The 23,842-nt window shown below is 71.8% G+C and carries 16 protein-coding genes and 1 riboswitch; of the genes, 2 read left to right on the top strand and 14 right to left on the bottom strand.

What is annotated here, in order from left to right; genetic code table 11:
* Positions 1 to 139: 139 nt before the first annotated feature.
* From purH to WG212_RS00970, 10 genes are all read right to left on the bottom strand, one after another.
* Positions 140 to 1,732, bottom strand: coding sequence for a bifunctional phosphoribosylaminoimidazolecarboxamide formyltransferase/IMP cyclohydrolase (gene purH / locus WG212_RS01015; protein ID WP_337185193.1), 1,593 nt, complete (start codon positions 1,730 to 1,732; stop codon positions 140 to 142).
* A gap of 21 nt (positions 1,733 to 1,753) precedes the next feature.
* Positions 1,754 to 1,837: riboswitch (ZMP/ZTP riboswitch) on the bottom strand.
* Positions 1,838 to 1,879: 42 nt separating this feature from the next.
* Positions 1,880 to 3,538 carry a heparinase II/III family protein gene (locus WG212_RS01010; RefSeq protein ID WP_337185192.1) on the bottom strand — a complete coding sequence of 553 codons (1,659 nt, stop codon included), beginning with the start codon at positions 3,536 to 3,538 and terminating at the stop codon, positions 1,880 to 1,882.
* A gap of 10 nt (positions 3,539 to 3,548) precedes the next feature.
* On the bottom strand, positions 3,549 to 4,208 hold the full coding sequence (gene rpe / locus WG212_RS01005) for a ribulose-phosphate 3-epimerase (RefSeq protein ID WP_337185191.1): 660 nt from the start codon (positions 4,206 to 4,208) through the stop codon (positions 3,549 to 3,551).
* 52 nt (positions 4,209 to 4,260) lie between these two features.
* Positions 4,261 to 5,787: a carboxylesterase family protein gene (locus tag WG212_RS01000; RefSeq protein WP_337185190.1), complete on the bottom strand. Its 1,527-nt coding sequence runs from the start codon at positions 5,785 to 5,787 to the stop codon at positions 4,261 to 4,263.
* A gap of 254 nt (positions 5,788 to 6,041) precedes the next feature.
* Positions 6,042 to 9,269, bottom strand: coding sequence for an error-prone DNA polymerase (locus tag WG212_RS00995; protein WP_337185189.1), 3,228 nt, complete (start codon positions 9,267 to 9,269; stop codon positions 6,042 to 6,044).
* Positions 9,270 to 9,615: 346 nt separating this feature from the next.
* Entirely contained in the window at positions 9,616 to 10,020 is a 405-nt protein-coding gene (locus WG212_RS00990) for a VOC family protein (protein ID WP_337185188.1), read from the bottom strand.
* Between the two features lie 27 nt (positions 10,021 to 10,047).
* Complete coding sequence (locus WG212_RS00985; RefSeq protein WP_337185187.1) at positions 10,048 to 11,619, bottom strand: DNA polymerase Y family protein; 1,572 nt, start codon at positions 11,617 to 11,619, stop codon at positions 10,048 to 10,050.
* Positions 11,543 to 12,343, bottom strand: a complete 801-nt coding sequence (locus tag WG212_RS00980; RefSeq protein ID WP_337185186.1) for a protein imuA — start codon at positions 12,341 to 12,343, stop codon at positions 11,543 to 11,545. Before WG212_RS00980 ends, WG212_RS00985 begins: the two co-directional genes overlap by 77 nt.
* Before the next feature lie 227 nt (positions 12,344 to 12,570).
* Positions 12,571 to 14,145: a phosphoglycerate dehydrogenase gene (serA, locus tag WG212_RS00975; RefSeq protein WP_337185185.1), complete on the bottom strand. Its 1,575-nt coding sequence runs from the start codon at positions 14,143 to 14,145 to the stop codon at positions 12,571 to 12,573.
* 159 nt (positions 14,146 to 14,304) lie between these two features.
* Positions 14,305 to 15,474, bottom strand: a complete 1,170-nt coding sequence (locus tag WG212_RS00970) for a phosphoserine transaminase (RefSeq protein WP_337185184.1) — start codon at positions 15,472 to 15,474, stop codon at positions 14,305 to 14,307.
* 202 nt (positions 15,475 to 15,676) lie between these two features.
* Between WG212_RS00970 and WG212_RS00965 the strand changes: the two genes are divergently transcribed.
* Positions 15,677 to 16,570, top strand: coding sequence for a DMT family transporter (locus WG212_RS00965; RefSeq protein ID WP_337185183.1), 894 nt, complete (start codon positions 15,677 to 15,679; stop codon positions 16,568 to 16,570).
* On the opposite strand, the gene WG212_RS00960 is transcribed toward WG212_RS00965, so the two are convergent.
* Both WG212_RS00960 and WG212_RS00955 read right to left on the bottom strand, forming a co-directional pair.
* Entirely contained in the window at positions 16,571 to 18,706 is a 2,136-nt protein-coding gene (locus WG212_RS00960; RefSeq protein WP_337185182.1) for a PQQ-dependent dehydrogenase, methanol/ethanol family, read from the bottom strand.
* A 118-nt stretch (positions 18,707 to 18,824) separates the two neighbouring features.
* On the bottom strand, positions 18,825 to 20,261 hold the full coding sequence (locus WG212_RS00955) for a PLP-dependent aminotransferase family protein (RefSeq protein ID WP_337185181.1): 1,437 nt from the start codon (positions 20,259 to 20,261) through the stop codon (positions 18,825 to 18,827).
* A 218-nt stretch (positions 20,262 to 20,479) separates the two neighbouring features.
* On the opposite strand from WG212_RS00955, the gene WG212_RS00950 reads away from it, so the two are divergent.
* A complete protein-coding gene (locus WG212_RS00950) occupies positions 20,480 to 21,967 on the top strand; it encodes a sigma-54 dependent transcriptional regulator (protein ID WP_337185180.1) in 1,488 nt (495 codons plus the stop codon).
* Between the two features lie 248 nt (positions 21,968 to 22,215).
* On the opposite strand, the gene WG212_RS00945 is transcribed toward WG212_RS00950, so the two are convergent.
* Together WG212_RS00945 and WG212_RS00940 are read right to left on the bottom strand one after the other, a co-directional pair.
* Entirely contained in the window at positions 22,216 to 22,902 is a 687-nt protein-coding gene (locus WG212_RS00945; protein WP_337185179.1) for a ribonuclease T, read from the bottom strand.
* A gap of 52 nt (positions 22,903 to 22,954) precedes the next feature.
* A complete protein-coding gene (locus WG212_RS00940) occupies positions 22,955 to 23,842 on the bottom strand; it encodes a hypothetical protein (protein ID WP_337185178.1) in 888 nt (295 codons plus the stop codon).

Below are 23,842 nucleotides of genomic sequence, written 5' to 3'. Positions count from 1 at the left end.
GCGTCCTGAGCCCGCCCGCGGCCCTCTTGGCGACCTTGGCGTCTTGGCGGTCGCCTTCCCGCGCCTGCGGCGCGCGTCTTCGCGTCCGTTCACGGTCGAATCCCAAAGGCCCCGCTTCGCGGCCTCTCCCGGCCGGCGCTCAGTGCCGGAACACCCGTACGCCGGTGAAGACCATCGTCAGGCCGCGCTCGTCCGCGGCGGCGATCACCTTGTCGTCGCCGATGGAGCCACCCGGCTGGATCACCGCCGTACACCCGGCGTCGGCCGCCTGGATCAATCCGTCGGGGAATGGGAAGAACGCTTCCGAGGCGCAGGCCGACCCCTTGAGGTCCAGGCCGAAATCGGCGGCCCGCAGCGCGGCGATGCGCGCGGAATCCTTGCGGTTCATCTGTCCCGCGCCCACGCCCAGGGTCTGGCCCTCGCGGGCATAGACGATGGCGTTCGACTTCACATGCTTGGCGATCGTGAAGGCGAACAGCATGTCGCGGATCTCGGTCTCGGTCGGCGCGCGTTTCGTCACCACCTTCAGGTCGGCGGGCGTCAGCCTGGCGGTGTCGCGACCCTGCACGAGGAAGCCGCCGGCCACCGACCGGAACGTCTCGCCGGGCGCCTGGGGGTCGGGCAGGCCGCCGGTCACCAGCAGGCGCACGTTCTTCTTCTTGCGGAACAGGGCCACGGCCTCGTCGTCGGCGTCGGGCGCGATGACCACCTCGGTGAAGATCTCCAGCGCCTTGGCCGCGGTCGCCGCGTCCAGGCGGCTGTTGAGGGCCACGATGCCGCCGAACGCGCTGGTCGGGTCGCAGGCCAGCGCCCGCTCGTACGCCTCCAGCAGCGAGCCGCCCGTGGCCACGCCGCACGGGTTGGCGTGCTTGATGATGGCGCAGGCGGGTCCCTGGGTCGGGTCGAACTCGGCGATCAGTTCGAACGCCGCGTCGGTGTCGTTGATGTTGTTGTAGCTCAGCTCCTTGCCCTGTAGCTGCCGGGCCGTGGCGACGCCGATCCGCGGGTTCGGGAAGCGGTAGAAGGTCGCCGCCTGGTGCGGGTTCTCGCCGTAGCGCATCGTCTGGACCCGTTCGCCGGCGATGGCCTTCCGCGCGGGCGCGCCATCGTCCAGCGCCTGGGCGAACCAGGCCGAGATGGCCGCATCATACGCCGCCGTGCGGGCATAGGCCCTGGCCGCCAGCCGCTTGCGCAGGGCCAGCGTCGTCGCGCCGTCGTCCTCCAGTTCGGTCAGCACCTCGGCCATGTCGGCCGCCTCGGTGCAGATCGCGACATAGCCGTGGTTCTTGGCGGCCGAGCGGATCATCGCCGGCCCGCCGATGTCGATGTTCTCGACGCAGGTCTCATAGTCGCCGCCGGCCGCCACCGTGGCCTCGAAGGGGTAGAGATTGACGTAGACGAGGTCGATCGCGCCGATGCCGTGCGCCTCCATCGCCGCCTTGTGCTCGGGGGCGTCGCGAACCCCCAGGAGGCCGCCGTGGACGATCGGATGCAGGGTCTTCACCCGTCCGTCCATCATCTCGGGAAAGCCGGTGAGGTCCGAGATGTCCTTCACGGGCAGGCCGGCGTCGGCGATCGCCTTCCGCGTTCCGCCGGTCGACACCAGCTCCACGCCCAGCGCGGCGAGCTGCGTCGCCGCCTCGATCAGGCCGGTCTTGTCCGAGACCGAGATCAGGGCCCGGCGGACGGTGACCTTTTCGGGGGCGGGCGGAAAGTCGGGGGCGGCGGGCACGGCATTCTCCTCAAGGTTCAAGAGAGATGCCCAGGCGAGCGGCAGGATATGGTCGCCGCGCTCCCCGGTGGTCGCCCACCTCATTCGCCAGTCACGCGGGATGGCGCGCACTTAGGCCTCCCCGCGGCGCCCGTCAATCGCGGCGCCTCAACCCGCGGCGGGGGCGAGCTTCCAGCGGACGCGTGCCCCCGAGTCGGCGCGCCGCTGGCCGCGCAGCACCATTTGCACGCCGGGACGGCCGGGCCGCGGGTGAGGTTCGAGCGCGACGTCCAGGGCGTCGTTGCGCAGCACCCAGCCGCCGCTCTCGCCGTCCAGCCTGAGCAGGACGCTGCGCCGGTCCTGGGAGACCAGGGCGTGGACGCCCTCGGCCAGGGGAAAACGCAGGGCGTAGGGAACGAAATGGCGCCCGTCGGGGCCCTGGGCGCGCGCTGTCGGGGTGAGCCGGTCCTCGCCGCGCACCTCGCCCAGCCGCAGGTCCAGATAGAGGCGCCGCTGGTGCAGCAGGCCGTGGCGGCGGACCCAGCCATGATGGGCCGCGTCGAGCCACAGCGCGTCGGGCGCGCTGTGCCGTTGGACGTCCACGGCGACGTCGGCGTCCGCCAGCCGCTCGCCCAGCACCCGCGCGGGCCAGCCGGTCAGCCGGCGCGCGAACCCCGCCTGGTCGACCGTCACCGTGGCCCCGCCCTCGATATCGCGCCCGAAACCGCCGAACAGGCGGCGACCGTTCACCAGCAGCTCGAAGCCGAGGGGCTGGGCGCAGGCTGTGTCGCCCCAGGGGCCGCCCGGCGGTGGCCCGGCGTCCAGGACGATCTGCACCTTGCGGGCGTCGAGCCGCTGGTAGCCGCCCAACTCGCCGGGGGTCGGCCGGTCGCCGGCCTCGTCCTGGGCGCGGGCGGCGGCCACATAGGCCGGTCTGCGCCGACGCCCACCGTGGAAGGTCGCCAGGGTTCCGTCCGCGAGTGTGAAGAACCGCACCGCGCCGGCCAGGCGGTCGATGGCCCGCTGAATCGCGTCCGGCGCCGCTTGGCCCCGCTGGATCAGCGCCTCGTCCAGGGTCTGAAGGTCGAACAGCAGCTCCAGCGAGACGTCGGCCCTGCGCGACGCGTGTTCGCCGTCGGAAGACACGGCGGCGTCCAGGGCGGGCGACAGCTTGTCGAGGGCGTTGCTCAGCAGCCGCCGGCCCGCCTTTCCACGCAGCGTGGCGCCGGCGACGGCGGCGGCGGCATAGCGTCGGGTGGCCGTCTTCGAGGAGCCGGGAAACAGCAGGTCGCGCGCCTGCCGCGCCAGATCTGCGGCGATCAGCGCCGTCTCGGCTTCGGACGCCCGCGCCGACAGCCTCGGCGCGAAACAGGCCAGGTTGTGGACCCGCCGGGCCATCACCTCCGGGCTCCACGCGAAGCTGTTCCAGCGCCCGAACAGCCGTCGCCAGTCCAGGACGAGGCGCAGCGCTTCGGCGGCGCCTTCGGGGCCCGAGGCCATCAGGTGGGGCAGCCACTCGAACCCGTGCAGGGCCTGGGCGAACGCCCGGCTGGGGCTGGGCCGGTCCCAGGGGTCGCCCCGCGCGCCGACGGCGAGGGTCGCGCCTTCCAGCACGAACACGCCCGCCAGCACGGCGCGGCCGATGTCGGGATCGGCAGGGCGGAAGTCGCGCGGCTGGATCGCGAAGCCGTCGGGGCGCGGCCCGGAGATCATCCACCGCCAGGGGCCGGACGCGCGCCATTCCTCGGCCAGCATCCGCCCCGCGCCGACCGCGACCGCCCGGGCGAACTCGCCCCCGGGAAGGCGCGGCGATGGTCTCCCCGCCATCGCCGCCCGGTCAGCCGCGAAGCGCGGCGATATTGGCGGCGTACATCTCCGCCCCGCCGCGGAAGACGGCGGTCCCGGCCACCAGCGCCGTGGCCCCGGCGGCGATGCACAGCGGAGCCGTCTCGGGCGTGACGCCGCCGTCCACCTCGAGCGGGATGTCGCGCCCTTCGGCGTCGATCATCTTCCGCAGCGCCTCGATCTTGCGAAGCTGCGAATGCATGAAGGTCTGCCCCCCGAAGCCCGGGTTGATCGACATGACCAGGATCAGGTCGATCTCGTCCATCATCCACTGGATCACCGAGGGGTCGGTGGAGGGGTTGAACACCACGCCCGCCTTGGCCCCCAGCTTGCGGATCAGCTTCAGCGTCCGGTTCAGGTGCGGCCCGGCCTCGGGGTGCACGCTGACGTAGTCGGCCCCCGCGGCGATGAACGCCTCGATGTAGGGATCGGCCGGCGCGATCATCAGATGGACGTCGAACGGCAGCTTCGAATGCGGGCGCAGCGCCTTCACCACGTCGGGGCCGATGGTGATGTTGGGCACGAAGTGGCCGTCCATCACGTCCACATGCACCCAGTCGGCGCCGGCCGCCTCGATGGCCCGCACTTCCTCGCCCAGCCGCGCGAAGTCGGACGCGAGGATCGATGGGGCGATGACGACGGGGACGGCCATGCCTCCGCTTACCGCGATGCGGCCCCCGCTGCCAATCGGGCGTCTGCCATGTTCACTTCAGGTCCAGTGTGGGGATCACCGCCGCCGCCTGGGCGTCGAGCCGGCTCTTGCGGAAGTTGCGGCGCACGCCGCTCTCCAGCCCGAACTCCATCAGGGCGTCGGTACGGACGTCGTACGCCGGCCAGGCCTGGGTCCCACACGCGGGCGCGGAGGTCCGTGCGAAGCTCACCCAGCACGCGTGCATGCGGTCGGCCATCGCCCGATCCTCGGCGCTCACCACACTCATCGGCGTGCGCCGGCCCCAGTATTCGAAGACATAGGGGATCTCCGCGGCGTGCGCGGCCGTCGTCACGTTCGGGCGCATGCGCGTGGCGACGTATGAGAAATGATAGAGCCACGCCGGCTTTCCCGCCGCCGCGTTCGCCGCCACCCAGCGGGCCGGGGCGCCGAACATGCGGTCGGTGAAGATCGCGCGGGCCAGCGTCTCGTCGCCGGCCGCGGCCTCTTCGGCATAGATCGCCCGCGCCGCCGGCGGGATCCGGGCGACCTGCTGCGGGGACACGCGCGGGCCCATCAGCGAGTCCTCGCCCGAGTTCCAGCCGATGATCAGGGGCACGTCGGCGAACCCGCCGCGCGCCAGCGCCTGGGACGGCGTGCGCTTGAGGAGCCGGCCGTCGACGAAAGGCTGATAGTCGCCGTCCAGCGTCGCCAGCGCCTCGACAGGCAGGGCGCGCAGGGCCGCCGTCGTGACGGCTTCGTCCAGGCCCAGAGTCCCGGCCGCCGCGACGCCGGCCGCCTCGCGCGCCGCCAGGGACGACGGGGGAAACCAGCCCAGGCCCGATTGGACCACGGCCTTGTGGAAGAGCCCCTTCGCCCCGGGCGTCGCCAGGATCGCCAGGGTGCTCATCCCGCCGGCCGATTCGCCGAAGACCGTGACATTGCCCGGGTCCCCCCCGAACGCAGCGATGTTGGCTTTCACCCACTTCAGCGCCGCGATCTGGTCCATGAGCCCGAAATTGCCCGTAGGGACCGGTCCGGCCTCCTTCGTCAGCGCCGGGTGGGCGAAGTAGCCCAGGGCCCCCAGCCGATAGTTGATCGCGACGAGAACCACGCCGTCGCGGGCGAAATTCTGGCCGTCGTAGACCCAGCCGGCCCCCGTGCGGTGACCGCCGCCGTGGAGCCAGACCATGACGGGCGCCCGCTTCGCCAGCCGGGGCGCGAAGACGTTGAGCTGGAGGCAGTCCTCCGCCACCGGCCCGTTCGCGCCGCCCAGGTTGGGCGTCCCGTCGGCGTTCATCGGCTGAGGGCAGGAGGGCCCGGGCCGGGTCGCGTCGCGCTCGCCGCTCCAGGGCGCGGCGGGCCGGGGCGGCGCCCAGCGCAGTGGTCCCGTCGGCGGGGCGGCGTAGGGGATGTTGCGGAAGATCACCGCCCGTTCGGTCGCCTCCCCGATCAGAACGCCCTGCCGGGTCTTCAGCGCCACCGGCCCCTGGACGGCGTCTTGGGCCATCGCGCAACCTGCGCCGGTCCACCAGAGCGCGCCTGCCAGCGCCACCGCCCGCCACATCCCGCCAGACCCCATCGTCCGCCTCCCGCGATCTGTCGCGATTAGCGGGCCATTTCACCCGCGCCGCAACCGCCGCCGCCGCAATTCATGAACCGCGGAGATCGCAGAGATACGCAGAGGAGTCCGACGCCGTCTGGCCTCTCTGCGTATCTCTGCGATCTCCGCGGTTGAATCCTCAAGGCTTCGGCGTCTGCCCGAGAGCTGACGGCCTTCAGGCCGTGGGATGTCCTGGAGGTAGGCCATTCCGAAGCGTAGTCTGGTCGTTCTCCTCAATGGAAATCCCGGCTGCGGATCAGGCGGCCGGTCACCTTCGAGCGGGCGGCGATCGTTTCGCCGTCGTCGCGCAGCTCGCCCAGGCGGTGGGAGAGGTCGGTGAAGCGATCGGCCACCAGGTGGACGACCTTGCCCTCCGTCTGGACCTGGCCGTGGACGACCACGAAGCCGGCCCCCATCACCACCCGGCGGGCGGCCTCGAAGGCGTCGCGCCAGACGACGATGTTGGCCACGCCCGTCTCGTCCTCCAGGGTCATGAAGACCACGCCCTTGGCGGTGCCCGGCCGCTGCCGCACCAGGACCAGGCCGCCCACTGACAGGCGCGCCCGGTCGCGGGCGTCCTTCAGGTCGATGCACGGGCGCGCGCCCATCGCCGCCAGGTCGTCGCGGAAGAAGTCGATGGGGTGGGCCCGGAGCGACAGGCTGGTGGTGCGGTAGTCCTCGGCCACGCCCTGGGCCGCCGTCATGAAGGGCAGCGGGACCTGGGCCTCCTTCACGGTCTGGCGCAGGAGGAGCGGGGCCGCCGTCTCCGCGTTCCATTCCCCCGTGAGCCCCTTCACCGCCCAGAGGGCTTCGCGTCGGGTCTGGCCCAGGCTGCGGAAGGCGTCGGCTTCGGCCAGCAGCTCCATCGACCGTCGGCTGAATCCGCCCAGCCGGGCGAAGTCCCTCACCGTCCGCACCCCCGCCGCCCGCGCCCCCGCTGCTCGCACCCTGGCCAGCGCCGCCCCGTCGGCCTCCTTCTTCAGCCCCTTCACCTGGTGCAGCCCCAGGCGGACCGGCCGCAGCCGCTCGCGCGGGTCGTCCTTCTCTTCCAGGGTGGTCTCCCAGTCGCTGAACATCACGTCGGGCGGGCGCACCTCCACCCCGTGCTCGCGCGCGTCGCGGACAAGCTGCGCCGGCTGGTAGAAGCCCATCGGCTGGCTGTTCAGGAGCGAGGTCAGGAAGGCGTCGGGGTGGAAGCACTTCACCCAGGCCGAGGCGTAGACCAAGAGCGCGAAGCTGATCGCGTGGCTCTCCGGGAAGCCGTACGAGCCGAAGCCCTCGATCTGCTTGAAGCACCGCTCCGCGAAGTCGCGGTCGTAGCCGCGGCGCGTCATGCCGCCGACGAACTTCTCCTCGTAATCGGCGACGTTCCCCAGGTTGCGGAAGGTGGCCATCGAGCGGCGCAGGCCGTCGGCGTCGTCGTCCGAGAACTCGGCGCCCGTGATGGCGATCTTCATCGCCTGCTCCTGGAAGAGCGGCACGCCCAGGGTCTTCTTCAGGATGTTCTCCAGCTCGTCCTTCGGATATCCCGGCCCGGGCCGGGGGTAGTCGACGAGATCAGGATTCTCCCGGCGCTTCAGATAGGGGTGCACCATGTTCCCCTGGATCGGGCCGGGGCGGACGATCGCCACCTCGATCACCAGGTCGTAGAACCTCTCGGGCTTCAGCCGCGGCAGCATCGACATCTGCGCCCGGCTCTCCACCTGGAACACGCCGATGGAGTCGGCGCGGGACAGCATCTCGTAGACGGCCTTTTCGCCCTGGGGGATGTGGGCGATGTCGGTCACCCGCGTGCCGTCCTTCAGGGGCGGCAGGAGGTCGAAGGCCTTCTTCAGCGCCGTCAGCATCCCCAGCGCCAGGACGTCCACCTTCATCAGGCCCAGGGCGTCGATGTCGTCCTTGTCCCACTCGATGAAGGTGCGATCCTCCATGGCCGCGTTGCCGATGGGGACCGTCTCGTCCAGCCGGCGCTTCGTCAGCACATAGCCGCCCACATGTTGCGACAGGTGGCGGGGGAACTTCAGCAACTCCTGGGCCAGGGCCGTGGCGCGCCGGATCTCGGGGGCGTGGGGGTCCAGGCCGGCCTGGCGGATGTGCTCGTCCGGCAGCTCGTCGCCGTAGCTGCCCCAGACGGTGTTGGCCAGGGCGGCGGTGATGTCCTCGGTCAGGCCCAGCGCCTTGCCCACCTGGCGGATCGCCATGCGCGGGCGGTAGTGGATCACCGTGGCGACGATGGCGGCGCGGTGGCGTCCGTAGCGCTCGTAGACGTACTGCATCACCTCCTCGCGCCGCTCGTGCTCGAAATCGACGTCGATGTCGGGCGGCTCGCCGCGGTTCTCGGAGAGGAAGCGGGAGAAGAGCAGTTCCTGGCCCGGCTGCGCCGGATCGATCGCCGTGACGCCCAGGCAGTAGCAGACGCAAGAGTTGGCGGCCGAGCCGCGCCCCTGGCACAGGATGTCCAGCTTCTCGCGGGCGTGCCGGACGATGTCGTGCACCGTCAGGAAGTAGTTCGGGTAGTCGAGCCGCTCGATCAGGTCGAGCTCGTGCTCGAGGATGCCGACGACGTGGGGCGGCGGGCCGCCGGGATAGCGCCACTCGGCCCCGGCCCAGGTCAGGTCGCGCAGGTGCTGGATCGCCGTCTTCCCCGGAGGGACCGGTTCGTCCGGGTATTCGTAGCGGAGCTGGGAAAGGTCGAACGCCACGCGGTCGGCGATCTCGGCGCTGCGCTCCACCGCGCCGGGGAATTCGGCGAACAGGCGGGCCATCTCGGCGGGGGCCTTCAGGTGCCGCTCGGCGTTGGCGAGCAGCCGCAGCCCCGCCTCGTGGATCATGCAGCCCTCGCGGATGCAGGCGAGCACGTCCTGCAGCGGCCGCCGGCCGGGGACGTGGTAGAGGACGTCGTTCGTGGCGACCAGCGGCAGGCCGCCGCGTTCGGCCAGGGCCGCCAGCCGGTCGATACGGTGCAGGTCGCGCGCGCCATAGCGCCGCGAGGCCGCCAGCCAGACGTCGGGCAGTTCCCCTGCAAGCCGGCGCAAGTCGCCCTCGAAGGCCTGATCCAGGTCTTCGGGCGGGATCGCGATCACGAGCTGGCCTTCGGCGTGGCCCAGGAAGTCCTCCCAATGCAGCTCGCAACCGCCCTTCTCCGCCCGACGCTGGCCGGCGGTGAGCAGGCGGGTGAGGCGGCCATAGGCCTCGCGGTCGGAGGGATAGACCAGCAGGCTGGGCGTCCCGTCCACGAAGTCGAGGCGGCAGCCGGTCAGCGCCCGGATCGCCACCCCCTGGGCCGTCAGCTTCTCCTGCGCCCGCCACGCCCGCGCGACGCCCGCCAGGCTGTTGCGGTCGCAGATCCCGACGGCGCCCATCCCCAGCTCCGCCGCCCGGGTGACCAGCTCCCACGGATGCGACGCGCCGCGCAGGAACGAGAAGTTCGTCGCCGCCTGCAGCTCGACATAGCGGGTCATGGCGCGACCTCGAGGCGCGCTGCCCGCCGCCAGCGCCTCATGTCTTGGCCACGAACCCACACGAAAACCACGGACGAACAGCGGAGCGCGCCGGCGCCTGGTCCGGCGAGGCCGCGAAGCGGCGGCCTTCCGATCTGAAGGTCCACGGATGCACACGGATCGACACGGATGATGGCCGCCGCGCCATCCGTGTGTCTCCGTGTGCATCCGTGGACAAAGGATACCGGGCCTCCGCTCGCGCGGAGGCCCGGGGATGGCCCGCCCGTTCGTGGTTTTCGTGTGGGTTCGTGGCCTGCTTTCAGCGACGCTGGCGCGCCGCCTCCTTTGGTGAGGGAAGGCCGTCCGCTCACGTCAGGTCGGTGAAAGGGTTCCAGGCGACTTCCCAGAGGTTGCCCTCGGGGTCGGCGAAGTAGCCGGAATAGCCGCCCCAGAAGACGTCCTGCGGCGGCTTCACCGCCCGCGCCCCGGCGGCCAGGGCCTCGGCGAAGGTGCGGTCGACCTCGGCCTTCGAGGGCTCGTTGCGGGCCAGCGCCACGCCCGTGAAGCCGGACCCTTCCGGGGAGACCCCGGCGTCCTTGGCCAGCTCCGCGTGGGGGAAGAGGCCGAGCCAGGTCCCTTCCATCCGGAACATCACCATGTCGTCGCCGGGCGTGTAGTTGTGGGTCGGGAAGCCCAGGCCGTCGCGGTAGAAGGCGATCATGCGGGGAAGGTCCCGCGCGCCGAGGGTGATCAGGCTTATTCTGGGTTTCATGGACTCTCCTTTCGGTTTCGGGCGCGCTCATCCGAACACTCCGTGCATCCACCATTTCGGCGGGGCGTCGGCGTCGGCGTAGAGACCGGCGCGGAACAGCCAGAAACGGGCCCCGTCCTGGTCCTCCACCCGGTAGTAGTCGCGTATGCGGGTGGGTGAGACGTCGCCGATGTCGCGCAGCCACCAGTCCTCGCCGATCCGTTCCGGACCTTCGGCGCGGCGCACGTCATGGACGCGTCCCCGCCAGCGGAAGCGGCGCGGCGGGTCGTCGGGGAGAAGGGCGTAGACGTGCTCCAGCGGCTCGGGCCGGCGGAACAGTCGTACGGGCCTCGGCGTCCGGGCGTCCCAGGGCGTCGCCGCGGTCTCGGCTCCGATCGCTGCGATCCGCGTGACCGCCTTCTCGGGAATGTGGCTTTCCACCGGGGCGGCGCGCCATACCCGGTCGGCGCCCAGGCGGTTGGCCAGGCGGTCCACGAACGAGGCCAGCCCATCCTCGGCGGAAGGCGCCTCGCCGGCGTGGATCCGGGCCTGGCGAGGTTGCAAGGCCTCCACCTCATAGGCGCAGAGGGTGACGGCCTCGACGCCGAAGCCGGGATCGACGGTCTCCAGCCGGGGATGGAACAGCCGGGCGATCCGCGCTGAGTCGCGCCCGGCCAGCGACAAGCCGGCCTCAAGAGGCAGCGTCCGACCATCGACCCGGTGGAAGGCGAGCGCGAAACGTCGCGCGCCGCGTCCCTCCGCCTCCAGCCGCCGGCACAGTTCGGCGACCACGTCATCGGTCACCCGGGCCATATCTTCCGGCGCCGAGACCGGCTCGAAGAAGGCCAGCCGGGCCATCCACGGCGTGGGTGGGCGACGGAAGGCCAGGGCCTCGGGCGCGCGGCCCAGCGCCTGGTCCAGCCGCATGAGGGTATGGGCCCCGAAACGCCGGCCCAGCGGCGCGCGGGGGATATCCATGAGCTGCCCCAGCCGGCGCAGGCCCAGGCGTTCGATCTGGGCCGTGGCCTCGGGTTCGAGCCGCAGGGCGGCGGGCGGCAGCGGCGCCAGCAGCGCCGCCTGGGCTTCCGGGGCGGCGATGACGCCGTCGCGACCGTGGCGGGCCAGGGCCCAGGCCGCCCCTGCGGTGTCGGCCAGCGCGAGGCGGAAGGGCAGGCCGTTCGCGAACAGCCGGGCCCGCAGATCGGCCATCAGGCCGGCCTCGCCGCCCCACAGGTGGGCGACGCCGGTCACATCCAGGAACAGGCCGTCCGGGGGATCGGCGGCGACGGCCGGGGAATAGCGGACGCACCAGTCGACCAGCGCTTCCAGGGCTTCCGCGTCGGCTTCGGGCTCGGCCGGGGCGACCGCCAGGCCGGGAACCCGCGCGCGGGCGTCGGTGAGCTTCTGGCCCGGCTGCAGGCCCAGGGCCGCGGCGCGGCGGTCCACGGCCGCCAGGCGGCGCGCCTGGCGAACGGTCTCCACCAGGGCGAAGGGCGTCTCGGGCCCCAGGTCGGCGCCCAGTTCGGCGCCCTGTGGTGCGGCTTCAGGCGGCGCGGCGGCCCGCCGTCGCCAGTTCGCGATCGCCCAGTGGGGCGACCAGGCGCAGAGGATGCGCGTCATCCGAGGCCTCCCTGTAAAAGCCCGGCCCGCCGCCGTAGGCGCAGGCGGCCTCCAGAATCCAGGCGCCGGGCCGCCCGCCCCGGCAGCGTTCCAGGGTCACGGCCAGGCGCGGCGCGCCCAGGCCGACCCCTTCGGCCGGCTTGGCGGACGGCGCCGACGCCACACGCCAGCGCGTGGCCGACGCTGTGCCCGGCCCCAGCCGCTTCGCCTCTCCGCCGAAGGGGCGTCGGTCGAGGACGAATCCGGTCGTCCCGCGCCGCTCGCAAGCCAGTTGCAGCCGGCGCCCGGCGGTCAGGTCGACCGTCCCGGCTTCGCCGAAGACCACCGAGACACCGGGCGTCGCCAGGGCGTCCTCCATCACCCCCAGGACCTCGGCCTCGTCCCGCGCCCAGACCTGCACCAGGCGCTCCGCGGGAAACCCCAGCCCGGACAGACCCGGCGCCCACAGGTCGTCGCGCCGGAACACCCAGACCGCCTCACCCCGCCGCGCGAGGGGCGACGCCGCCAGGGCGGCGAAGAGCACGGGCGCGGCCGAAAGCTCGGTCTCCATCCCGTCGGCGGCCACTTCGTGCCAGCGGCCCAGCGGCAGGCCTCCTCCAGGCAGGCAGGCGTCGATCTCCAGGACGCCGAAGGCCAGGCCGCCCACGTCTGACCGCACGCCGCCCTCGATCCGGGCGATCCGGGCGGCCAAGGCTGCGATCCGCGGGGCGCGCGCCGGGGACATGTGAACGTAGGGCTCCTGTTAAGTTCCTATTTTGTTCTAGAACAGGCGCGCCCGGAGTCAAGGCCCCTCGCGCCCCCTCCGTCTCGCGCTTGCGCGCGATCCACCTCCCCCGAAGTGTTCCCTTCGGGGGAGGAGCGGGATCATCGCTCCTCCCCCGCTTTGCGGGGGAGGTGGCCCCCCGGACTTGATCCGGGGGGACGGAGGGGGCGCAAGGCTATCGCCGGCCCTCAGAACCGCAGGACGCGCGCTTCCTTCACGTGCGGCAGGGCCTGGATCTTCTCCAGCAGGGCCGGCGCCGGCTCCTGGTCCACGCCCACCAGGGCGATGGCGTCGTCGTTCGCGTCGATCCGGCCGAGGTTGAAGGTGGCGATGTTCACGCCAGCCTCGCCCAGCAGGCCGCCCAGCGCGCCGATGAAGCCCGGCTTGTCCAGGTTGTTGACGTACAGCATCCGCGGCAGGAACGGGGCGTCCAGCTCCATGCCCTTGACCTCCACGATCCGCGGGGCGCCGGCCATGACCGAGCCGGCGAACGAACGCCGGCCCTTCTCGGTGGTCACGGTGATCCGCATCAGGCTGTCGTAGATGGGCGACTCGTCCTGGCGGCTCTCCGAGACGGTCACGCCGCGCTCCTTCGCCACCGCCGGCGCCGAGACCATGTTGATCTCGGCCAGCATCGGCCGCATCACCCCGGCCAGGGCGGCGGCGCTCATCGGCTTGGTGTTGAGCTTGGAGACCTCGCCCTCGAAGGCGATGTCCACGGCCTTGATGCCGTAGTCCAGCATCTGGCCGGCCAGGGCGCCCAGCTTCTCGGCCAGGGCCACGAAGGGCTTCAGGCGCGGGGCCTCCTCGGCGGTGACCGAGGGGCTGTTCAGCGCATTGGTGACGGCGCCGGTCAGCAGGTAGTCGCTGATCTGCTCGGCCACCTGGAGGGCCACGTTCTCCTGCGCCTCGTTGGTGGACGCGCCCAGGTGCGGGGTGGCGACGAAATTGGGCGCGCCGAACAGCACGTTCTCCTTGGCGGGCTCCTTCACGAACACGTCGAAGGCGGCGCCGCCGACCTGGCCGCTCTCCAGCGCCGCGCGAAGCGCCTCCTCGTCCACGAGGCCGCCGCGGGCGCAGTTGATGATCATCACGCCCTTCTTCGCCTTGGCCAGGTTCTCGGCCGACAGGATGTTGCGGGTCTTGTCGGTGAGGGGGGTGTGCAGGGTGATGAAGTCGGCCCGCGCCAGCAGGTCGTCTAGCTCGACCTTCTCGACGCCCATCTCGACGGCGCGCTCGTCCGACAGGAAGGGGTCGTAGGCGACGACCTTCATCTTCAGGCCCAGGGCCCGGTCGGCGACGATGCCGCCGATGTTGCCGGCGCCGATCAGGCCCAGCGTCTTGGCGTAGAGCTCGACGCCCATGAAGCGGCTCTTCTCCCACTTGCCGGCCTGGGTGGAGACGTCGGCGGCGGGAAGCTGGCGGGCCAGGGCGAACATCATGGCGATGGCGTGCTCGGCGGTGGTGATCGAGTTGCCGAACGGGGTGTTCATCACCACCACGCCGGCGGCGGTGGCGGCGGGGATGTCGATGTTGTCGACACCGATGCCGGCGCGGCCGATGACCTTGAGGTTCTTCGCCGCAGCGATGACGTCCTTGTTGGGCTTGGTGTCGGAGCGGACGACCAGGCCGTCGTAGTCGCCGATCACGGCGATCAGCTCGTCCTTGGAAAGACCGGTCTTGATGTCGGTGTCGACGCCGCGCTGGCGGAAGATGTCGACGGCGGCGGGGCTGAGGCTGTCAGCGATGAGCACGCGGGGCATGGGAAATTACCTTTTGTTGCTCGTCATGGCCGGGCTTGTCCCGGCCATCCATGATCTCCGGGGCTTCAGGATGAGGTGCGGGGCCGCCGCGCCATCTCCACGTCCGCCGGTGTTCATGGGTGGCCGGGACAAACCCGGCCATGACGTGATGTTCTTGAACTAGGCTGCGGCGAGGTCGGCGGCGAGCGAGGCGAAGGCCCAGTCGAGCCAGGGCGTCAGGGCGTCGACGTCGGACGTCTCGACCGTGGCGCCGCACCAGATGCGCAGGCCCGGAGGGGCGTCGCGGTAGCCGCCGATGTCGAGGGCGACGCCCTCCTTCTCCAGCGCGGAGGCCAGCTTCTTGGCGAAGTCGGCCTGGGCGTCGGCGGGCAGGCCCGTGATGCGCGGGTCCACGACCTTCAGGCAGACCGAGGTGTTCGAGCGCGCGGCCGGGTCCTCGGCCAGGAACTCGACCCACGGGGTCTTCGCGACCCAGTCGGCGAGGATCGCCAGGTTGGCGTCGGCGCGCCGGCGCATCTCGGCCAGGCCGCCGATGCCCTCGGCCCACTTCAGGGCGTCGATGGCGTCTTCCACGCAGAGCATGGACGGCGTGTTGATCGTGGCGCCCTCGAAGATCTCGAGGTTGACCTTGCCGCCCTTGGTCATGCGGAACAGCTTGGGCATCGGCCAGGCCGGCGTGTGGCTTTCCAGGCGGGCCACGGCGCGGGGGCCGAGGATCAGGACGCCGTGCGCGGCTTCGCCGCCCAGCGCCTTCTGCCAGGAGAAGGTGACCACATCGAGCTTGGCCCAGTCGAGGTCCTGGGCGAACGCCGCCGAGGTGGCGTCGCAGATGGTGATCCCCTCGCGGTCGGCGGCGATGAAGTCCGCATTCGGCACGCGCACGCCCGAGGTGGTCCCGTTCCAGGTGAAGACCAGGTCGGCGTCCTTGCGGACCCTGGTCAGGTCGGGAAGCTGGCCATAGGGGGCGTCCAGGACCTCGGCCGCGATCTTGAGCTGCTTGGTCACGTCGGTGACCCAGTCCTTGCCGAAGCTCTCGAAAGCCAGGAGCTGGACCGGCTTCGGCCCCAGCATGGACCACAGCGCCATCTCGACGGCGCCGGTGTCGGAGCCTGCGACGATGCCGATCAGGAAATCGTCGGGAACCTGGAGTACGGCGCGCGTACGGTCGATGGCGTCCTTCAGGCGCGCCTTGCCCAGCTTGGAGCGGTGCGAGCGGCCGAGGACGGCGTTGCTGAGGTTTTCGGGGGTCCATCCGGGGCGCTTGGCGCACGGGCCGGAAGAGAATTCGGGACGAGCCGGGCGAAGCGCCGGCTTCGGCGTGGTGGTCATTGCGATGTCTCCCATCCTTGCAGATGGGCAGCGCCCCGTTGGGGGGGCGTGGCCCGCGCGCCAAAAGCTCTCGTTTGACGCCGAGCGCAAGCGAAAGTTTCCAGGCTTGCCGTGCGCCCGGCCGAAGACGCCCGTTTCCGCGAGAGCGGCCGTGGCGGCGTCTGCGGCGATATGATCCAACCCGGCCAGGGGGAACGGGGCCATGCGGGGAAATGCGTTCGACTGGCTGGTGCTGGCCGTCCTGGTGGTCATCTGGGGTTCGAGCTTCGCGGCTCTCAAGGTGGCCACGACGCACATCGATCCGGCCTGGAACACGGCGGGCCGCATCGCCATCGCCTCGGCTACCCTGGCCGTGGCGCTCGTCCTCCAGCGCCAGCGCCTCCCGCCGCTGCGCCATCCCGCATGGCGCGCCTACGCCGTCATCGGCTTCTTCGGCATGGCGTTCCCGTTCGTGCTGTTCGCCTACGCGTCTCAACAGCTGCCTTCGGCCGTCGTGGCGATCTGCAACGGCGCCTCGCCCATCTTCACCGCCTTGCTGGCGCATCTCTTCGTGGCGGACGACCGGCTGAGCTGGCGCAAGGCCTTCGGCGTCGGCCTGGGATTCGCGGGCCTCGTGACGCTGGCGGCGCCGCGGCTGGTCGGGGGTGTGACCGTGGAGGCGGCGGCGGTCGTCGCCGCGCTGTCCGGGGCGGCGCTCTACGCCGTGGCCAACATCGCGACCCGCCGTGCGCCCGAGGTCTCCTCGACGGCGGGCGCCCTGATGATGTGCGTGTGGGCGCTGGTCTTCGCCCTGGCGGCGGCGCCCCTGCTCGATCCGGTCCCCGCCGCCTGGCCGCCCTGGCCCGCCGTGCTGGCCGTGGCTGTCCTGGGCGTCTTCTCCACCGGCCTCGCGACCGTGGGCTACGTCTTCCTGATCCAGCGCCGGGGGCCGCTCTTCATGTCGATGTCCATCTACCTGGCTCCCTGCCTGGCCACCGCGCTCGGCATGGCGGCGCTGGGCGAACGGCCCGGCTGGCCGGCCTTCGCTGCGCTCGCCCTGATCCTGACGGGTGTGGGCTTCGTCACCTGGACGTCGCGCCACGCGACTCCGTCGTGACTATCGGCCCGCCGCCGCTGTCGCGGTCGCCGTCTGCGCCGTCCGTGCCTCCTGGATCACGTAGGCGCGGATGTCCTCGGCGCCCTTGACGTCGAAGAAGCGGGAGAAGCCGGCCATGCCGCGGCTGGCGCTGGCGCCGTCGATGACCACGCCCTTCCAGTTGTCGGCGGTCAGCAGCATGGGCGAGGCCTTGAGGTCCGGGAGCCAGGAGCCCGAGGCGTTGGGGCCGTGGCAGACCTGGCAGTTCTGGTGGTAGAGCGCGAAGCCGTTCTTCACATCGCCGGTCGAGGCGACCTGCGTCAGGTCGATGGCCGGCGTGGCGGGCTGCGGGAACTCGGGCGCCTTGGCCGTCCCGCCCAGCTTGTAGACCAGAAGGCGGCCCGGCAGGCGCGGCCGCGCGGGCATCAGGCCCGGCGCCGAGATCTGGCCGCCGCCGCCGGCGCCTACCATGATCGCCACATACTGCTCGCCGCCCAGCTCGTAGGTCATGGGCGCGGCGATGACGCCGTTGCCGGTCCTGGCCGTCCAGAGCGGGGCGCCCTTGGCGGCGTCATAGGCGGTGAACTCGCCCTGGGCGTTCCCCTGGAAGACCAGCCCGCCCCCGGTCGAGAGGATGCCGGCGTTCCAGAAGTGCGGATGCTCCACCCGCCAGACCTCTTTCTGGGCCACAGGATCCCAGGCGACCAGCGTGCCCTTGATGGCCGCCATCATGGCCTTCACCTGGGCCTCGTCGGTGGGCAGGGAATTGGCCAGGAAGTCGGTGCCCGTGTTCCAGGCGCCCGGCCGCACGGCGAAGCCCGCCTCGTCGGTGTAGGGGAAGGGCGTCGCCTGGGTCGGGATGTAGACGAGGCCGGTCTTGGGACTGAAGGCCATCGGCTGCCAGTTGTGGCCGCCGAGCGGGCCGGGCAGCGCCAGCACGGGGTTCTTCTCGTAGCGCGCGCCGGGGGTCTCCACGGGCCGGCCGGTGGCCAGGTCGACGTGGGTGGCCCAGGTGATCGGGACGTAGTTCTTGGCCGAGATCAGCTTACCCGTCGCCCGGTCCAGCACGTAGAAGAAGCCGTTCTTGGGCGCCTGCATCAGCACCTTGCGCGGCTGGCCGTCGAGGGTCAGGTCGGCCAGCACGATGTGCTGGGTGGCGGTGTAGTCCCAGCTCTCGCCCGGCGTGGTCTGATAGTGCCAGACGTACTCGCCGGTGTCGGGCTTCAGCGCCAGGATCGAGGAGAGGAAGAGGTTGTCGCCCTTCCCGCCCGAGCGCTTCATGTGGTTCCAGGGCGTGCCGTTGCCGATCCCGACATACAGGATGTCCAGCTCGGGGTCGTAGGCCATGGAATCCCAGGCGGTGCCGCCGCCGCCCGTCTCCTTCCAGGCGCCGTCGCTCCAGGTGGCCGCGGCCTTCTCCGCCATGACCTTGTCCGAGGCCGCCCCGTCGGGCGCGCCGGTGGGATTGGGCGTGGTGAAGAAGCGCCAGGCCAGCTTGCCGTCGCCCGCGTCGTAGGCCGAGATGTAGCCGCGCACGCCGTATTCGGCGCCGCCGTTGCCGATCAGCACCTTGTCCTTCACCACCCGCGGGGCGCCGGTGATGGTGTAGGGCCTGGACGTGTCGGTGGTCTGGACTTCCCAGTCCACCGCGCCGGTCTTGGCGTTCAGCGCCACCAGCCGGCCGTCGATCGTGCCGACGTAGACGCGGCCCTTCCAGACCGCGACGCCGCGGTTCACCACGTCGCAGCAGGCGTCGAAGCCCTTGGCGCCCTCGACGCGGGGGTCGTACGACCATAGCCGCTCGCCCGTCTTCGCATCGAAGGCGAAGACCTTGGACCAGGCGGTGGAGGTGTAGAGCACCCCGTCGATCACCAGGGGCGTCGCCTCCTGGCCGCGGTCGGTGTCGAACTCGGCGTACCACGCCAGGCCGAGATCCTTCACGTTTGACGCATTGACCTTGTCCAGCGGACTGAAGCGCTGCTCGGAGTAGTCCTTGCCGTACGACAGCCATTCCGCGTTCGAGGCGGCGGCCAGCAGGCGTTCGGCGTCGACGTTCCCGGCCGGTTTCTGGCAGGCGGCGAGGCTCGCGGCGGCGACCAGCGCCAGACCCAAACGCACGACGCCCAAACGCACGACGCCCAGACGGACAATCTTCATAGAGCCCTCCCCCGCAGCCGACTTCTTTCAGGTGATCGGCGTTCCGGGACGCACTATGCCCCGACGGGCGGCCCCCGCAAGCCTGTCGCGGCGGAACGGGGGCCGGAACGCCGCCGGTTCAGACGACGGCGCCGGCGGACAGGCGGGGCTGGCCCTGGACGGGGCGCAGGCGGGCGTAGGCCTGGGCGAGGCGTCGGGCGGCCTCCACGAGGTCGTCCGGTGGCAGGGTGTATGGCAGGCGCACGAAGCGCTCGAAGGCGCCGTCCACGCCGAAGCGGGGGCCGGCGGCCAGGCGCACGCCGAACCGCTCCGAGGTCGCGGCCAGGGCGTTGGAGGCCGGGGCGGGCAGCTCCGCCCACAGCGACAGCCCGCCCGCGGGCCGCGTCACGCGCCAGTCGGGCAGGTGCTCCCGGACAGCGGCCAGCAGGACGTCGCGCCGCTGGGCCAGCAGGGCGCGGCGCGCGGCCAGCGCCGGCTCGTCGTCGGCCAGCAGGCGGGCGGCGGCGAGCTGCTCCAGGATCGGCGTGCCCAGGTCCAGCGAGACGCGGCGGGCGGCCAGGGCCTGGATCGTGGCGGCGTCGGCGCGGATCCAGCCCAGGCGCAGGCCGCCCCAGAAGCTCTTGCCCATCGACCCCAGGCGCACCAGGCCTTCGGGCTCGTCGAAGCCGTAGGGCTGGACCGGGCCGTCCAGCGACAGGTCGACCAGGGTCTCGTCGAACACGGCGACGGTGCGCGCGGCGGCCGCGGCGGCGGCGATGGCGGCGCGCGCCTCCAGGCCCATCCAGCGGCCGGTGGGGTTGTGGAAGTCGGCGATGAAGTAGGCCAGCCGCGGGCCGGCCTGGCGCAGGGCGGCGGCGACGCCGTCCACGTCCCAGCCCTGCTCGGGCAGGCCCACGGGGACCGGGCGGCAGGAACTGCGCTGGATGGCGTCGATGGCGTGGGGATAGGTGGGATGGTCGATCACCACCCGGTCGCCCGGCCCGCAGGTCAGCCGCAGCATCAGGGCCAGCGCATGCTGCGCCCCGCTGGTGACCATGACCTGATCGGGATGGGTGGGCAGGCCGCGGCGGCTGTAGCGCGCGGCGATCGCGGCGCGCAGCAGGGGCAGGCCCAGCGGCAGGTAGCCGTGGTTCGACAGGTGGGCCGGGAAGTCGGCGAGGGCCGCGGCGAAGGCCTGGGGCACGATCTCGGACGCGGGCGGGGCCGCTGCGCCCAGGTCCAGCAACCCCTCGGCCGAGGCGCCCAGCATCAGCGGGTTCGAGCCCCGGTCGCCCGGGCCGGCCGGCAGGCGCGTGCGCGCGCCCGCGCCCTGGCGGCGGTCCAGGAAGCCGTCGTCGCGCAGGCGGGCGAGCGCGGCGGTGACGGTGGTGCGGCTGACCTCCAGGGTCGCGGCCAGCTCGCGCTCGCCGGGCAGCACCACGTCCAGCGGCAGGCGGCCGTCGAGGATCAGCAGGCGCAGGCCGTCGGCGAGCTGCCGATAGGCTGGCCCGCGCTCGCCGCGCCACGCGCCCAGCAGGCGGCTCAGGGAGGCGGGACCGATGCGGCGCGGGCTCATGGCGCCAGAAGACGCCGAAGTGGACCGAAATTCAAAGGCCAGTTCCGGATCGGCGGCCCTGCCCCTCCGCGCCGGCTGCGGGGACAAGGAAACCACGCCCGTTAACGCCTGACTCAGGGTTGCGAAACGCCGCCTTTACCCTTGGCCTGTACCAAAGGGAGACAAGAACGAGGCCTCGCCGAGAACAGGCGAGCGTCCAATCCGGTGGGTGTTTTCATATGGCCAAAACGGTCCTGGTCGTCGACGACGACCCGACACAACGCCGCCTGATCCAGGCGGTCCTGGAGCGGGAGGGGTTCGCGGTCGCCCACGCGCAGAGCGGGGATGAGGCGATCCAGCACCTGAACGCCGGCGCGGGCGTGGATGTCATCCTCCTCGACCTCGTCATGCCCGGCATCCCCGGCCAGGAAGCCCTGGTCGAGATGCGCGCGCGCGGCTTCAATCAGCCGGTGATCGTGCTGACCGCCACGGGCGGGATCGACACCGTCGTCCAGGCCATGCAGGCCGGCGCCTGCGATTTCTTCGTGAAGCCCGCCAGCCCCGAACGCATCATCGTCTCGATCCGCAACGCGCTCTCGATGGGCTCGCTGCAGCGCGAGGTGGACCGGCTCAAGAAGCACGCGAACGGCCGCACCACCTTCGACGACCTGATCGGTTCCTCGCCGGCCATGCTGATGGTCAAGCGCCTGGGCGAGCGGGCGGCCAAGTCCTCGATCCCGATCCTGATCACCGGCGAAAGCGGCGTCGGCAAGGAGGTGATCGCGCGCGCCGTCCACGGCTCGTCCGACCGCGCCGGCAAGCCCTTCGTGGCGGTCAACTGCGGCGCCATCCCCGAGAACCTGGTCGAGAGCATCCTGTTCGGCCACGAGAAGGGCAGCTTCACGGGCGCCACCGACAAGCACCTGGGCAAGTTCCAGGAGGCCAACGGGGGCACCCTGTTCCTGGACGAGGTGGGCGAACTGCCGCTGGACATCCAGGTCAAGCTTCTGCGGGCGCTGCAGGAGAGCGAGATCGACCCGATCGGCGCCAAGCGTTCGATCAAGGTCGACGTGCGCATCGTCTCGGCCACCAACCGCGACCTCTCGCAAGCCGTGGCCGAGGGCCGGTTCCGCGAGGACCTCTACTATCGCCTGAACGTCTTCCCGATCGAGGCGCCGGCGCTGCGCGAGCGCAAGGCCGACATCCCGGCCCTGGTGGACGCCTTCGTCCGCCGCTTCAACGTGGAGGAAGGCAAATCGGTGGTGGGCGCCGCGCCCGAGACCCTGGCCTGCCTGACCGCCTTCGATTGGCCGGGCAACGTGCGCCAGCTCGAGAACGCGGTCTATCGCGCGATCGTCCTGTCCGACGCGCCCTATCTCCAGCCCTACGATTTCCCCGCCATCTCGGGGGTCGCGGCCCCCCCGCCCGAGCTCGAGGCTCCGGCCGTGTCGGCGCCGTCCACGCCCACCCTGCCGACGCCTTCCGCCGACGGCGCGGCCCCGGCTGCGGACCAGCCCGTGCGGATCCTGGACGGACGGGGCCACCTGCGGACGCTGGAGGAGATCGAGCGCGACCTCATCCAACTCGCCATCGAGGTCTACGCCGGCCACATGAGCGAAGTGGCGCGACGTCTCGGCATCGGCCGCTCCACCCTGTACCGCAAGGTCCGCGAACAGGGCCTGGAAGGCCTGGTCAAGGGCGGCGAGGCCGACGCCGACGCGGCCTGAGCCGGGGGGCGGGTTTCGGGAACCACGAAAAACACGGCGGGCACGAAAAGGGCCATGCGCGCCTGAGCCTCCGCGCGAGCGGAGGCTCCGTCATGCCGCCGCGGAAAACGCGGAAGGACGCGGAATCGCAGCTTCGCCTTCCGCGTCTTCCGCGGTTCGTCAAAGCTGGAAGGCGCCGCTGCGCGGCCTTTCGCGTGCGCCTCTTCCTTTCGTGTCCGTTCGTGTTTTTCGTGGTTCCCCGAATCTCCCTACGGCCGCCGGGGCGTGATGCGCACGGTGACGGCGTCGGGGGTTCCGATACCGCGGGGGCAGGCGACGGGCCGATATTTCAGATCGTAGCAGATCCCCACCTCCTTCAGGCGGTTGCCGGCGGCGACGCGCACCTGGAGGGCGGCGCGGGGGATACCGGGGTTGGCCGCGACGAAGGCCTGGCGGATCTGGCCGGCGGTCATCGTCGGGGTCGTGAGCGAGGGCGTCCGCAGGCGGGACCACAGGGCGGCGGTCTGGTCGAAGTAGGCGTCAGGGCTGCGCCAGCCGCAGGCGCCGTGGGCGGCCCACTGATGCTGCATCAGCGTCGGCGAGGGCGTCATGCACAGGCGCTTGCGAACGGTGGCGGCGTCCAGCGGCGGCGCGGGCGCGCAGAAGCGCGGATTGGGGCCGCGGCTGGCGCTGGGCCAGAGGCCGTGGACGATGAAGCCGAAGCTGTTGTCCTGGCACTGGAGCCGGTCGGACCGTCCCCGGCACCATTCCGGCGACCAGCTCAGGGCGAGCTGGTAGTGATCGGCCCGCGTGCGCGAGACCTCATGGGCCGGCGTGGGTCGCGCCGGCGCCGGTTCCACCCGCGCCGGGAGGCGGCAGGCCTGGCCCGTCGCGGCGGCGGGGGCGGCCGATATCGTGAGCGCTATCGGTGCGGCGAGGAGAATCCTCAGGGTCATCCCCGAAAGAAGGCCGTGATCGCAGTCCCTGGCAATGGGCGGCCCGTCTGTTTCAGGGGATGACGATGACGCCCCGGCGATCGGAGCCGACGCCTCCACGGCCCGGCCCGGCCTGGGCGACATGGAGCAGGTCCGCCTCGCGGTCGGCCTGGCGCCGGCGTTTCATCCGGGCCAGGGCGGTGCGGGCCTCGGCCTGCGCCTCGGCGGTCGCCTTCGGATTGCCGGCCGCCAGTTCCATCCAGGTCATGGCTTCGGCCAGGTTCCTCGGGGCGCCGTCACCTTCGGCATAGGCCCGCGCGAGTCGAAGCTGCGCCTCGGGATCGTCGCGCAGGGCGCGGACCCGCAGCGCCGCCAGTCCCGGAAACGGGGAGGCGTCCTCGATCGGCGCGGCGGCGGCCTCGGCCTCGGGAGCGCGGGCCGCGCGGCGAAGCCCTTCGGTCACGACGGGGAGGCCGGGCGTCGCATCGGCGCGATAGGATCGGGACGGGGTGTGGCGGGCCTGAAGGATCGACGGCCAACCGGCCGGGCCGGACGCGCGCAGATCGAAGGACCAGGGCTCCAGGTGGAGGTGCGGTCCCTGGGTCCCGTGGGCGCCCTTCGGCTGGTAGCGGGCGAAGGGCGCGCCGGCGCGCCTCAGGCGTTCCGCGGCCTGATGAGGACTGAGACCGGCCACCACCAGGTCGTAGGCGCCGGGGGCGGCCGGCGTGCCCAGGGAGTGGCGTGACACCCCGCCCGGACGGACCGTGGCGGCGCCCTGGGCGCGGAGCTGGTCTTCGCGCTCGGGGGTGCGGTAGCCGCCGGTCATCCGCCATGCGCCGGGGCCGAACACCTCGTCCATGATCGCGGAAAAGCGGGCGTGCGCGCCGCCGCTCTGCGCCGCGGCGGGACCCGCCAGAAGGCACAGCGCCAGCGCCGTCATCAGGGTGTTCCGGACCTTCAC

Origin of the sequence: Phenylobacterium sp. (assembly GCF_037189685.1) — a bacterium.
In the GTDB taxonomy this organism is placed as follows: Bacteria; Pseudomonadota; Alphaproteobacteria; order Caulobacterales; family Caulobacteraceae; genus Phenylobacterium.
This window is presented reverse-complemented; position numbering and strand designations above follow the sequence as displayed.